The sequence below is a fragment of the Roseateles aquatilis genome, assembly GCF_002205645.1.
Lineage (GTDB): Bacteria > Pseudomonadota > Gammaproteobacteria > Burkholderiales > Burkholderiaceae_C > Roseateles > Roseateles aquatilis.
This window is the reverse complement of record NZ_NIOF01000021.1, coordinates 62,221-75,541: the sequence shown is the minus strand read 5'-3', so window position 1 is coordinate 75,541 and position 13,321 is coordinate 62,221. Positions and strand designations below refer to the sequence as shown.

The window sequence follows — 13,321 nt, the reverse complement described above, 5'->3', positions numbered from 1 at the left end:
CACGCCGCCGAAGGGCTCCCACTGGATCTGGCTGATCAACGGCTGCGCGGCGCTGGCCGCGTCCTTGGCCAGGCTCATGCTCGCCGGCAGGCCGTTGTCGTAGACGACCGTCAGCACGCGGCCCGACGGGTAGGTGATGCGGGTGATGTGACCCGCGCTGTCGTAGCCGAAGCGCGTGGTCTGGACCAGCGTGGCGGCCGTCTGGATGACGGTGATCACCCGCCCTTGCGCGTCGTAGCCGTACTTCGTGTTGCCCGACGGCCCGGTCGACGTCGTCAGGCGGCCGATGCCGTAGCCGAAAGTGCCGCCGGTCTGGTCATAGGTCCAGGTGTAGTTGAGGCTCGTCTGCCCGTTCTGCGAGTACACCGTCGACGTCAGCCGATTGAGCGCGTCGTACGTGTGCGTCGCCAGCACCCCGCGGCTGTCCGTGCGCGTGAGCAGATTGCCTGCCGCGTCGTACGTGCTGTTGGCGGTGCCGGTGTCTGGGCTGCTGAGCTGCGTCATGTCGCCCAGGCCGTTGCGCTGGTACGTCGTCAGCAGGTTGCGCGGATCCTGCACCTGCCTGATCTGATCCAGGCCGTCGTAGCTCAACGTCGTGACGCCGCTGCGGGCGTCGGTGCTGGTCTTGACCCGGTCCAGCGGGTCATAACTGTTGGACGTCGCGAAGCCGAAGCCGCTCACGCCCTTGGCCTTGATGACCTTGGTCGGATTGCCCTTGGCGTCGTATTCGTAGTCGGTGACCGGCGCCGGGGACACCGGCGGAGGCGGCAGCGTGGCCGCCAGGGTCGTCGTCGAGATCAACGCCGCGGCGATGCCGGCCAGCATGCGCCCGCCCTGGCTGAGCCTGTGGATCGTCTTCATGGCTTACTCCCTGCCCGTCGTTTGCTGCGCGCGGCCCAGTGCGTCGAACGCGCGGCTCATCGTCCGCTTGAGCGTTCCCGTGGGGTCCTTGACGACTTCCTGGGTCCGATTACCGCTTTGGTCGAGCGTGTACTCGATGCGGTTGCCCCGGGTGTCGACGACGGCCGTCAGTCGGCGCGCGGCGTCGTACTCGTAGCTCAGCGCGGTGCCGTCCGATTGCAACGTCCGTTTCAGCAGGCCGGTGGGCCAGTACTCGTAGGTCGTCAGGTCGCCGGACGACGCGACGGTCTTCAAGCGCTGGCGCGCGTCATACGTGTAGACCGTGCCGATGCCGTTGGCATCGACCATCTCCAGCGGCTGACCGTATGCGTTGTAGCGTGGAAAGCGCGTGACATGGCCTGCCGCGTTGGTTGACGTGAAGAGGTCGCCCGTCGTGTAGTCGGCGGTCGTGGTCGCGTAATAGACGTTGGTCGTGGTGGTCGTGCCGCGCGGGTCGACCTCGGTCAGCACCTGTCCGGTGGCGTTGTAGGTCCAGCGCCAGATCCGGGCGGAGACGCCGGATTGCGCGACGGCCCCGAAGCCCGACGCTCCCGTGGCATCGGTCGTCGCTTGCTCGACCCGCTTGCACAGCACCGCGAGCGGGCCGCCGTCGGGCGTCCTCTTGCCTGTCGCTTCGCATTGGGCGATCGCGTTGCCGTCGAAGGGATCGGGCTGGCCGTTGTAGACCAGCGTCGTGAGGCGCCCCGGCTCGGCAGTCTTTATCGCCAGGCGCCAGGCCGGATGCCACTGCCGGCTGACCTTGCGCGCGCCGACGGGCCAGGTGCCCGATCCGATCGACGCGCAGGCCGTTGCGGCGGTCAAGCCTTCGACACGCTCCGTCTCCAGGTTGCGGGCCGCGTCGTAGCTCATGCAGCTGCGATTGCCGTTGTAGTCGTCCAGCTGCGTCACGTTGCCGCGATCATCGAATTGCCGGCTGGTCGTCGACATCGGCGACCCCGCACCGGCCTGCTGCGTCTTGCTCGACCACTGCACCGCGCCCATGAATGAACTCGCGGTCAACGCATCCGTCTGGCCATTGGGATAGGTCACGACAATGCCGCTGGCGGGCTGCAAGGCGTGCACGCGCAGGACCTTGCCGGTCGCCTGGTCGTAGGACTCGCTCCAGCTCCAGCGGGAAGGCTGAGCCCAACTCACCGTGTAAGCATCCAGCCCGCCCGCGCGCGCCGTGGACACTGCCCGGCCTTCGGCGTCGTAGGCATAGGTGCCGGCGCGGATGCCGCTTTCGTCCAGATATCCCGTGAGCGCCCAGGTGGAGTTGGCATCCTCGTACAGCAGCTGGGTGGAGGTCGAATCGGCGTGGACGATCTCCACCGGTCTCGGGCTGCCGGCGCCGTACCGCAGGCTGGTCGACGCGCCCGCGGGGTCCACCACTTCGGTCAGGACGGGCGCCCCGTCCGGATCAGGCATCGCGTACCGCAGCTTCACCACCCGCCCGTCCTGATCGGTGAGCTCGATGGGCAGCCCCGGTCGCGGTGCCACCGCCGCAGGGGTACCGGCATCGCTGCGCAGGATGGCCAGGCGCTTGCCCGTCATGTCGGCCATCTCGATCAGCGTGCCGGTCGCGTCGTAGACCTCAAACAGCCCATCCTTGGGACTGCGGTAGGTCCAGCCGTCCATGCCGGCCCGCTCCACGATCGCCTCCAGCGCGCCGTCCAGCACGGGCCGATATCCGCTGCCCGTCCACCGCGCGACCGTCGACAGCCCGTCGCCACGGGAAAAGCTCAGCCGGCTGGGCCGGGAGCTGTTCTCGCTGCGTCGCACCAGTTTGTCCAGGTTGGACGTCCAGGCCTGACCCAGCGTGCTCGGGTCAGCGGGAGCCAAGGACGGCCCCAGCGTGGCGTCGTAGGGAATGCGCCGGTTCGAGTTGAACGTCGCCCGCAACCCGTACCACGGTTGCCAGCCCAGCAGGAAGCGCTGCACCTTCGCCCCCGTCGCCGGATAGATCGGATTGCCGACGCAGGTGTCGCAATCGGGCATCCACACCACGTCCGCGGTATCGATGCAACGTTGCTGTTCGGGGACGAACACGCCGGTGGCGCAGTAGCAATTGCGCGAGGCGGTATCGAACCTGCCATTGGAATCGATCGCCTGACAGTGCTTGCCGGTCTGCAAGCCGTAGTCCTTGAGCTGGCCCACGTCGATCACCTTGCCGCATCCGTCCCCATCGATCTCCTTCGTGATCAGCGTGACGGCATACGGGCAGAACGCGGTACCGGCCGTAGAGCCGCCACCGCCGATGGCACAGGCACCGATGTCGGCCCACCCCACGAGCTCCTGGCAGCGGCCGACGCCGTTGCCCGCGCCGATGCAGGCGCTGTTGCCCAGCCCCACGATCGCATCGCGCTTGCGCTCCGGGAAGTTGTAGCTGCCATCGCCCAATGACGGGTACTTGACGGCTTGCGGATCCACGCCGCCGCCGCATCGGGACGGCGTCAGGCGGCCCACCGCCTCCAGCCAGGGCGTGGGGATCCATTTGTCGTAGGCCACTGCTGGCGTGAGCACACCGAGCCACGCCAGCACGATGGCGGTGACGGCAGCGAGGCGCCGCAGGACGCTAGAGGGATTCGACGGGGTCGCACGCGCGGGCGTGTCCTCCGACATGAGCAGGCGGCTCGACGCGCGCGTCTGCCGGGCTTGTTGCAATGACATGGTGTGGCGCACTCCCGATTGAAACCGTGATGGCATCGGGAAGCCACGCGCACGACGGCGCATGCGGACCCCGGCCAGCGTCTGTCGCGCCTGTCGCCGATGGGTCCTTTCCTCCCGAGTGTCGCGGCGATTCTGCCGACGACGGGCACTCCCCGCCAGTGAGTCGACAGAGCGGGTCCGGAAGATCGACACGCCGTCACGAGGGGTCGGGTCTTGCCGCGACGATCGACGCGCGACAGGGCGGCCTCGGGAGGTGCCACGGCACGGCCCCCTAGAATCCTGCCCGTGACCCGCTGGCTCCGCATCCTCGTCCTGACGCTCCTCCTGCCCGGCTACGGCATCGCCGCCGCCGGCGTGACGATGTTCGCCGCGGGCGTCGCGCACGTGCAGCACCTGCTGGTCGACGGCCAGCCGGCCGACCCCGGTCAGGCGGCGACCGGCGATGGCGCGACCGGCGACGACGCCGACGTCGCCGCCCTGCTCTTCGAACTGGGCGACACCTCCGACGACATGCCGGATCACTGCAAGCCCGACGCCGCGCCGGTGCGTCCGTCCCATGCACGGATGCCGCCGCTGTGCGCGCCACAGCCGCACGCGCCGGACATCTGGCCGCAACCGCTGCGGCGACCGCCACGCGCCTGACCGGCCCGCCGCGTCTCGCGCGCGCCGAGCGCCTTCGCGCGCTCCCCCATCGCCCCTTCCCCCGACGGCACCGCCGCGCAGCCCCGCGCGCGGTCCACCGTCATCCCCGCAGGACGTCCCACCGACGTCACCCCATCATGGAAATCGCCTTACTCTTCTTCCTCATCCTGCTCAACGGCCTGTTCGCCATGTCCGAGATCGGACTGGTCACCGCGCGCCGCGCACGGCTGCAGAAACTCATCGACGACGGCGACAGCGCCGCCGCAGCAGCCGTCAAGCTGGGCGAGGACCCGACCCGCTTCCTGTCCACCATCCAGATCGGTATCACCTCCATCGGCGTGCTCAACGGCATCGTCGGCGAGGCCGCGCTGGCCGGCCCGCTGGCCGCCTGGCTGATCGCCCAGGGCGTGCCCGGCGACTACGCCAGCGGCGCCGCCACCGGTCTGGTGGTCGTGCTGATCACCTATTTCTCGATCGTGCTCGGGGAGCTGGTGCCCAAGCGCCTGGGCCAGTCCAACCCCGAGGCGGTCGCCCGCCTGGTCGCGCGCCCGATCGCGGCGCTGGCCGTCGCCACCAAGCCCTTCGTGCGGCTGCTCTCGGTCTCCACCAACGCGCTCCTGCGGCTGCTGGGCGTCAAGGCGTCGGCGGCCTTCAACGTCACCGAGGAGGAGATCCACGCCGTCCTCGCGGAGGGCACCAGCGCCGGTGTGATCGAGTCCCACGAGCATGCGATGGTCCGCAACGTCTTCCGGCTCGACGACCGCCAGATCGCTTCCCTGATGGTGCCGCGCGGCGACGTCGTGTGCCTGGACCTGAACGCGCCGATGGAGCAGACCCTCGCCCGCATCGAGGCCTGTGATCACGCGCTGTTCCCGGTCGTGCGCGGCGGACTGCACGACATCGTCGGCGTGGTCAACGCGCGCCAGTTGCTGTCCGAGATGCTGCGCAGCCGCCAGCCGCGGCTGGACGAGCGCCTCGCGGCGCCGCTGTACGTGCCGGAGACGATCACCGGCATGGAGCTGCTGGCCAACTTCCGCTCGTCCGACGTGCACATGGCCTTCGTCATCGACGAGTACGGCGAGGTGCAGGGCCTGGTCACGCTGCACGACCTGGTCGAGGCGATCACCGGCGAGTTCCAGCCGCGCGACCCCGCCTCCGCCTGGGCGGTGCGCCGCGCCGACGGCTCGTGGCTGCTCGACGGCCACATCCCCGTGCCCGAGCTCAAGGACAGCCTCGCCCTGGACGCCGTGCCCGAGGAAGAACGCGGCCGGTATCACACCCTCAGCGGCATGATGATGCTGCTCACCGGCCGCCTGCCGCGCGAGGCCGACGCCGTCGACTGGGAAGGCTGGCGCTTCGAGATCGTGGACATGGACGGCAAGACCATCGACAAGGTGCTGGCCACGCGCCTGGAGGAGAACGCCGATGCGCCCGCGCTCTGATGTCCGGCGCGGTGACGCGCCTGCGGTCGATGGGGTCGGTCCCGCCGCGGTGACCGGGCCGGCCGATGCCGTCGGGCGGGGCGCCGCCGCCGTCCCCGGCGCCTCGGGGGCGCGGGCGGCGCGGCTGGCCACCGCGGTCGCGCTCGCCGCGTCGGTCGGCCTGGCGGCGCTGCTGGCCGGCTGCTCCGAGGGCTACCCCGGCGAGGACCGCCCCATCGTCAGCCCCTTCGACATGAACAACACCGAACGCGTGGCGGAGCTCAACGTCGTCGCGCAGGAGTCCCGCGGCGGCGACGGCAGCGGGCGCTGGAGCTACACGCTGCACGACGATTGCCGGCTGGAGGTGCGCCAGCGCGGCAAGAGCAGCGGGCCGCCCGCCGCGGCCGTCACGCGCCTGACGCGGACGATGGATGCGCAGGTCGTCTTCGACGCGGAGACCCGCACCTACGACGTGGTGCTGGTCGACCGGCGCGTCGAGCCGCCGGTGCACGTCGGCACGCTGCTCAAGAGCGGCGACTGGACCCACGCCACGCAGGCCGGGTTGCTGATGGATCTGATCATCCGGGACTGCGCCCGGGCCTCACGGGCGCTCGACCGCGCGCCCGGCCCCCCGACGCGACCGCGCTCCGGCTGAGCGCAGGTCCGTCCCGAGGTCGTCTCGCAGGCGGCTGCTTGGCTGCTTGGCTGCTTGGCTGCTTGGCCGTTCAGCCGTTCAGCCGTTTGGCCGCACGGTGACACGAGCCGGAAGCCCCGGGGGCGCCGACGCCCCGCCGCGCGCCTCAGGGCGCGGGCGGGTCCACCAGCGGCGGTCGCCTCAGATCGAGTACCCCAGCAGCATCGCCACGCCGGCTTCCTTGTTGGGGCGCTTGAAACCGTCGCGGGTGAGGCGGTTCATCGGGATGGTCAGGGCCTCGGTCTGGAACCACTTGCCGTAGAGCTGCTGGATCTCGGCGCCGGCGAAGAGGCGGCCCAGCGCGCGGTCGACGGCGGCACCGAGCTTGGCGTCGCCCTTGCGCATCATGATCCCGTAGGGTTCGACCGAGAACGCCATGGCGCCCAGGCTCACGCTGTCCAGCGCCTTGTCCCGGGAGGCCAGGCCCAACAGCAGCGCGTCGTCCTGCGCGAACGCGCGTGCCTTGCCCTCGCGCAGCGCCTTGAAGGCCTCGTTGTTGCCGGGGTACTGCACCAGCTGCATCCGGGCCTCGCCGGAGTTCTGCAACTGCGTGAACAGCTTCTCCGAGGTCGTGCCCTTGGTCAGCGCGATGGTCATGCCGTCCAGGTCCTTGATGGACTCGACCTTCGTGCCCGCGGGCAGCAGCACCCGCATGCCGGCGACGAAGATGGTGTAGCTGAAGTCGACCTGCTCCTGCCGCGCCCGGGTGTTGGTGGTGGAGCCGCACTCCAGGTCGATCTCGCCCTTCTGCAGCTTGGGGATGCGGTCCGCGCCGGTGACGACGGCGTAGTGGACCTTGAGTTCGGGCAGCTTGAGCTCGCGCTTGATCTCCTCGACTGCCGCCAGGCACAGGTCGACCGAGTAACCCATGCCCTGCTTCTGCTCGTTCACGAACGAGAACGGCCGCGCGGCCTCGCGCACGCCCAGCGTGATCGCGCGCGTCTCGCGGATGCGGGCCAGGGTGTCGATGGCGGGGCCGGCGGCGAGCGCCGCGGGGGTCGCCGGGACGGCCGGGTTGGCCGGGTTGGCCGCGAGGCACAGGGTCGGGACGCTCGCCAGGCTCGCGGCGGCCAGGGCGAAGGCGCCGCCGAGGCGCCGGGTCGAGAAGGAGGTCATGCTCAGGATCCGTGAAAACCCTAGATTCTAGAAGAGCGATGTTCCCGACTCGTGACCGACGTGCCCGTCATCGGCCCGTGCGATAGTCAGACGGCCCTCATTTCACGCCTTCGGCGTCCGTCGCATGGTGCCCACCGCCGCTTCTCCGGAACCGTCGTCGCCGCAGGCGCCCCACGGCCCCCGTCAGGGCCTCGCCGCGCTGGCGCTGGGCGCGCTGGGCGTGGTCTATGGCGACATCGGCACCAGCCCGCTCTACACGATGCGGGAGGTGCTCAATCCGGCCAACGGCGTGACGCTGCAACCGACCGACGTGATCGGCGCGGTGTCGGCGATCTTCTGGGCGCTGATGCTGGTGGTGACGCTCAAGTACGTCGTCCTGATCCTGCGCGCGGACAACCGCGGCGAGGGCGGCATCATGGCGCTCACCGCCCTGGCCGTGCGCGCCGCCGGGCACACGCCGGCGCGGCGACGCGTGCTGCTGCTGGTGGGCGTGTGCGGCGCGGCGCTGTTCTATGGCGACAGCGTCATCACGCCGGCCATCTCGGTGATGGGCGCGGTCGAGGGGTTGGAAATCGTCACGCCGACGCTCAAGCCCTTCGTGCTGCCGATCTCGGTGACCGTGCTGACAGGCCTGTTCCTGATCCAGCGCCGCGGCTCGGCGGCGGTGGGCGTGCTCTTCGGGCCGGTGATGCTGGTGTGGTTCGCCGTGCTGGGCATCGCGGGCGTGCATCAGATCGCGATGACGCCGGAGGTGCTGCAGGCGCTCGATCCGCTGCGCGGACTGGCCTTCCTGCGCGATCGCGGTGCGTCGCTGCTGCTGGTCGTCGGCGCGCTGGTGCTGGCGTTGACCGGCGCCGAGGCGCTCTACGCGGACCTGGGCCACTTCGGCAAGCGGCCGATCCGGCTCGCCTGGACCGTGCTGGTGCTGCCGATGCTGGCGCTGAACTACGCCGGCCAGGGCGCGCTGCTGATCCGCGATCCGTCGGCCCTGGACAACCCCTTCTTTCGCCTCTTCCCGCCCGCGCTGCTGCTGCCGGTGGTGGTGCTGGCCACGCTGGCGTCGGTGATCGCGTCCCAGGCGGTGATCTCCGGCGCGTTCTCGCTGACGAAGGAGGCCATCCAGCTCGGCCTGCTGCCGCGCATGCGGGTGGTCTACACCTCCGCGCACGCGATGGGGCAGGTCTACCTGCCCGCCATCAACTGGACGCTGCTGGTGGCGGTGCTGCTGGCGGTGCTGGGCTTCGAGAGCTCGTCGGCGCTGGCCTCGGCGTACGGCATCGCGGTGACGATCACGATGCTGATCACCACCGTGCTGACCTTCTTCGTGGTGCGCCATGCCTGGCGCTTCCCGGCGCCGGTGGCCTGGGGCGTCACGGCCGGCTTCCTGGTGGTGGACGCGGTGCTGGTGGCGTCCTGCTCGCTGAAGGTGATGCAGGGCGGCTGGTTCCCGCTGGCGCTGGGACTGGCGCTGTTCATGGTGATGGCGACGTGGCGCCGCGGCAAGGAACTGCTCAACGCCCACGTGATGGGCGACGACCCACCGCTGCGGCCCTTCCTGGAAGCGCTGGCGCAGGACGTCGGCGCCCCGCGGCCGGAGCGCATCGCGATCTATCCGGTGTCGCAGCCCGACGTGGTGCCGCCGGCGCTGCTGCACAACCTCAAGCACTACCAGATGCTGCACGCGCGCAACGTGCTGGTGACGGTGCGCTTCGACGAGGTGCCCTACGTGCCCGAGGACCAGCAACTGACGGTGGAAGCGCTGCCGGCCGGCTTCTGGCGCGTGCTGATCCGCTACGGCTTCAAGGACGAGCCCAACATCCCGTCGGCGCTGGGCCGCTGCGCGCGGCACGATCTGCAGTTCGATCCTTTCCTCGCGTCCTACTTCCTGAGCCGCGAGGTGGTGGTCCCCGCGACGAAGGGCAGCACGTCCGGCATGGCGCGGTGGCGCCGGCAGCTGTTCGCCGCCATGGCGCGCAACGGCAGCAGCGCCGCCGACTACTTCCGGCTGCCGGACAACTGCGTCATCGAGCTGGGCTCGCGGGTGCAGCTGTAGCAGCGACGGCCGGCGCGCCGCGCACCAGCGCGCGCATCAGCAGCGCCGCGATCAGGGTCGAGCCGATGACGACGTAGCCCACCAGCGGGAAGTCGTTCACGTGGCCGTCCGGGCCGATGTGCACGATGTGGCCCGCCACCAGCGAGGCCAGGCCGCCGGCCAGTTGCTGCAGCGCCGAGTTGATGGCGTTGAACGAGCCGCGCTGCTCCGGCGCGGGCACGCCGGCGAGCGTCACCTGCGCCGGGATCATGCGCGAGAAGATGCCCACGAACATCACCACGTTCACCGCGATCAGCACCCACAGCGGCGACGGCCCCAGGTGCGTGTAGAACGCCACCGTGGCGATCGTGATCGCGCAGCCGACGTAGAACACCGGCATCGCGCCAACGCGGTCGGCCACGCGCCCGATCAACGGCGAGAACACCAGCGTGCAGATGCCCGTCACCAGGTAGATCACCGGCAGGTGGTCCAGCGGGATGCCCACGTTGTGAACGACGAACGCGCTGGCGAACGGCATCAGCATGAAGCCGCCCGTGGTCAGCAGCGCGGTCAGCGCGAAGGCCAGTTGCTGACGCGACACGCGCACGGTCTGCAGCAGATGGCGGGCGGCGCTGTGCTGGCCGGTGCCGCGCGCGCCGAGGTGGGCGTTCACCGGTTTCAGCTTGACGGCGATCACCACCGCCGCCACCAGGCCGAACAGCACGATCGCGATGAACGGCGCGTGCCAGTCGAAACGCGACGCGATGTAGATCGAGAACGGCAGGCCCAGCACCTGGCTGGCGGCGAAGCCGCCTTGCAGCAGGCCCATCACCCGGCCGCGCTGCGCGGGCGGGAACAAGTCGGCCGTGATCGCCATGATCACCGAGCCGATGACGCCGCCGAACAGGCCGGTCACGATGCGGGCCGCGAGCAGCGACGGGAAGCTGGTCGCCAGGCCGCACCACAAGGTGCCCAGCAGGAAGCCGCCGAAGAAGAACAGCAGCAGCCGCTTGCGGTCGAAGCGGTCGGCGAAGCCGGCCGTCAGCAGCCCGGCGATGCCGGCGCTGAACGCGTAGGCGGAGACGGCGGTGCCGAACTCGCCGGAGCTCATCTGCAGCGCCGGCATGATCATGACGCCCAGCGGCGACATGATCATGAAGTCCAGCACCACGGTGAATTGCAGCAGCGCCATGAGGCCGGCGGCCAGCCGCTGATACGGCGTGAACGGCTGCATCGCGGCGGCCGTGCCCGGCTGCGCGCCGGGAGGCGCCGACGGCGCGGGGGAGGTTTTGTTTTCAGACATGGAGCGCGATTCTGCTCACCCTGCGTATCCGCTGCGTAAAGACATGCCCGAAATCTCGAAAATCCCGATCCACCCGTGGTGACGTCACTGGAACGGGGGGTAGGACACGCCGGCGCCAGGTCTAGACTGGCGGCACGCCGGCAGGCGGTATCGCGCAACGACGCACGGCAGTGCGCATGCGATGCAGGCCGGCGAGGATCAGGGAGCCAGTGTCATCGGAGCGGTCCATGCCGAGCCGGGAAGCGCTACTCCGCATCATCGAGATCCACAGCCAGGTCGCCCAGTTGGGGCTGGACCTGGCCGGCGTGATGTCGCTGTCGGTCCACGGCACGCTGGAGCTGGTGGCCGCGGACGGCGCCGCCATCGAGCTGGCCGAGGGCGACGATCTGGTCTACCGCGCCGTTTCCGGCGCGGCCTCGCATCAACTGGGCGTGCGCGTGCGGCGCGAGGGCAGCCTGTCGGGCGCCTGCCTGCGCCAGGCCTTGCCCCTGATCTGCGACGACACCGAGACCGACGACCGCGTCGATCAGGCCGCCTGCCGGCGCGTCGGGCTGCGCTCGATGATCGTGCTGCCGCTGCTGCACCAGGGCACGCCGGTGGGCGTGCTGAAGGCGTTCTCCGCCAGCCCGGCGCGCTTCGGCAGGCCGGAGGAGGAGGTGCTGTCGCTGATGTCCAAGGTGCTGGGCGCGGCGATGTACTGGGCGACACGTTACGGCCGCGACGATCTCTTCCACCGCGCCACCCACGACGACATGACCGGCCTGGCCAACCGCTCGCTCTTCATGGACCGGCTGCGCCACGCGACCGCCGAGGTCGAGCGCGGCGATCCGCCGATCGCGGTGTTGCTGCTGGACATGGACGGGCTCAAGCACATCAACGACACGCTCGGCCACGCCGCCGGCGACGCCGCCATCATCGAGTTCAGCCGCCGGCTCGCGGCGGCGACGCGCGAGTCCGATACCGTCGCGCGACTGGGCGGCGACGAGTTCGCGGTGCTGCTGACACGCACGGGTTCGGCGACCACGCTGGAGGCGACGCTGGAACGCATCCACGCCGCCATCGAGGGCCCGTTCACCTATGCCGATCGCACGCTGCCGCTATGCGCCAGCCTCGGCACCGCGCGCTGCCCGGAAGATTGGCGCGACGCCACCGCGTTGATGGAGTGCGCGGACATGCGGATGTACGAGGCGAAGCGGGCGCGGAAGGGATGTGGGTCGGGGTCTCGGCTGCCCTGACGCCGCCGAGCACGTCGGAGGGAGACGGCGGGGCCTTCTCTCCCTGAGTCCCGAATTGCGTTCGGGCCCCGCCGCCTCCCACCGGCCGATGCCCCCTGCCTCACGGCAAGGACGCTCCTCGATATCCTTCCGACGCACCTCGATGACCATCGACGGACGATTCAACGGGGTCGATCGTGCGAAGTCCACATCCCGCCGCCCCGTGGCCGCGCATCTCCGGATTTACCTGTCATGGCGGCTGCTGATAATGGTCCGCATCGATAAGAACGATCCGGGGAGGATCCGATGACCGACATGGTGTTCGCCGACGAACTGCCGGAGGCGGGAGACAAAGCCCGCGCGCGGACGCTCGATCCTTGGGTGGTGATGGTCGTCGACGACGACCCGGCGGTGCATCAGGTCACGCAGCTGGTGATGGCGGACTTCGAATTCGCCGGTCGCAAGCTGCAGTTCCTCAGCGCCTACAGCGGCACCGAGGCCCGCGACATCCTGCGCGGCCGCGACGACATCGCGCTGATCCTGCTCGATGTCGTGATGGAGTCCGAGCACGCCGGACTGGATGTGGCCCGCTTCATCCGCGAGGAACTCGGCAACAAGCATGTCCGCATCGTGCTGCGCACCGGCCAGCCGGGCCAGGCGCCGGAAGAGCACGTCATCAAGACCTACGACATCAACGACTACAAGGAAAAGACGGAGCTGACCAAGCGCAAGCTGATCACCGTCTTCTACTCGGCGCTGCGCTCCTACCGGGACATCGTGCTGCTGTCGCAGTCGCGCCTGGCGCTGCGCCGCTCGATCGACGCGATCACGATGATCCACGACTCCAGCAACCTGCGGAACTTCGCGTCCGCGCTGCTGGACCAGGTCGCCCACCTGCTGGGCCACGACGCGCAGGGGCTCTGCGCCAGCCGCATGTCGGCCTACGCGGCCTCGCATGCCGAGGGCCGGCTGAAGGTGCTGGCGGCGACGTCGGAGTTCCAGGGCCTGCTGGACGAGAACGAGGTCTCCGATCTGCCGCCCGACGTGCGCGATGCGCTGGACCAGGCGCTGCTGGTGCGCGAGAGCCGCTTCGAGGACGGTCGCTTCATCGGCTACTACCGCACCCATTCGGGCAACGAGAGCCTGCTGTACATGGTGCTGTCCGACCCCATCGACGACGAGGGCCGCGAGCTGCTGGACATCTTCTGCGCCAACGTCGCGATCGCCTACGAGGGGCTGCTGGCGCGCGACCGCGCGGCGTGACGTGACGTGACGTGACCTTGCCTGACGCAGCTTGATGCACAGCACGGCACGGCATGGCGTGGCGAG

The 13,321-nt window shown here is 69.9% G+C and carries 9 protein-coding genes and 1 pseudogene; 6 read left to right on the top strand and 4 right to left on the bottom strand.

Annotated features, from left to right (window positions below; translation table 11 throughout):
• Positions 1-861: pseudogene (locus CDN99_RS26565) on the bottom strand (RHS repeat protein); the annotation flags it as partial.
• Positions 862-864: 3 nt separating this feature from the next.
• On the bottom strand, positions 865-3,570 hold the full coding sequence (locus CDN99_RS26560; protein WP_158218976.1) for an RHS repeat domain-containing protein: 2,706 nt from the start codon (positions 3,568-3,570) through the stop codon (positions 865-867).
• A gap of 285 nt (positions 3,571-3,855) precedes the next feature.
• On the opposite strand from CDN99_RS26560, the gene CDN99_RS28830 reads away from it, so the two are divergent.
• The 3 genes from CDN99_RS28830 (at position 3,856) to CDN99_RS26545 (ending at position 6,288) form a co-directional block, all read left to right on the top strand.
• On the top strand, positions 3,856-4,212 hold the full coding sequence (locus CDN99_RS28830; RefSeq protein ID WP_088388509.1) for a hypothetical protein: 357 nt from the start codon (positions 3,856-3,858) through the stop codon (positions 4,210-4,212).
• Positions 4,213-4,349: 137 nt separating this feature from the next.
• Positions 4,350-5,654, top strand: a complete 1,305-nt coding sequence (locus tag CDN99_RS26550; protein ID WP_088388507.1) for a hemolysin family protein — start codon at positions 4,350-4,352, stop codon at positions 5,652-5,654.
• Positions 5,638-6,288 carry a hypothetical protein gene (locus CDN99_RS26545; protein ID WP_088388505.1) on the top strand — a complete coding sequence of 217 codons (651 nt, stop codon included), beginning with the start codon at positions 5,638-5,640 and terminating at the stop codon, positions 6,286-6,288. Before CDN99_RS26550 ends, CDN99_RS26545 begins: the two co-directional genes overlap by 17 nt.
• A 180-nt stretch (positions 6,289-6,468) precedes the next feature.
• Here CDN99_RS26545 and CDN99_RS26540 read toward each other — a convergent pair whose 3' ends face one another.
• Complete coding sequence (locus CDN99_RS26540; RefSeq protein WP_088388503.1) at positions 6,469-7,443, bottom strand: amino acid ABC transporter substrate-binding protein; 975 nt, start codon at positions 7,441-7,443, stop codon at positions 6,469-6,471.
• 124 nt (positions 7,444-7,567) lie between these two features.
• Here CDN99_RS26540 and CDN99_RS26535 point away from each other — a divergent pair, with 124 nt between their 5' ends.
• Positions 7,568-9,496, top strand: a complete 1,929-nt coding sequence (locus CDN99_RS26535) for a potassium transporter Kup (RefSeq protein ID WP_088388501.1) — start codon at positions 7,568-7,570, stop codon at positions 9,494-9,496.
• Here CDN99_RS26535 and CDN99_RS26530 read toward each other — a convergent pair.
• Positions 9,465-10,778 (bottom strand): MFS transporter, encoded by a 1,314-nt coding sequence (locus CDN99_RS26530; protein WP_238139720.1) that lies wholly within the window; start codon positions 10,776-10,778, stop codon positions 9,465-9,467. The genes CDN99_RS26535 and CDN99_RS26530 overlap by 32 nt on opposite strands.
• A 227-nt stretch (positions 10,779-11,005) precedes the next feature.
• On the opposite strand from CDN99_RS26530, the gene CDN99_RS26525 reads away from it, so the two are divergent.
• Both CDN99_RS26525 and CDN99_RS26520 read left to right on the top strand, forming a co-directional pair.
• A complete protein-coding gene (locus CDN99_RS26525) occupies positions 11,006-12,013 on the top strand; it encodes a sensor domain-containing diguanylate cyclase (RefSeq protein ID WP_088388499.1) in 1,008 nt (335 codons plus the stop codon).
• A 285-nt stretch (positions 12,014-12,298) separates the two neighbouring features.
• Positions 12,299-13,255, top strand: a complete 957-nt coding sequence (locus CDN99_RS26520) for a DUF3369 domain-containing protein (RefSeq protein ID WP_088388498.1) — start codon at positions 12,299-12,301, stop codon at positions 13,253-13,255.
• The last annotated feature ends 66 nt before the right edge of the window (positions 13,256-13,321 follow it).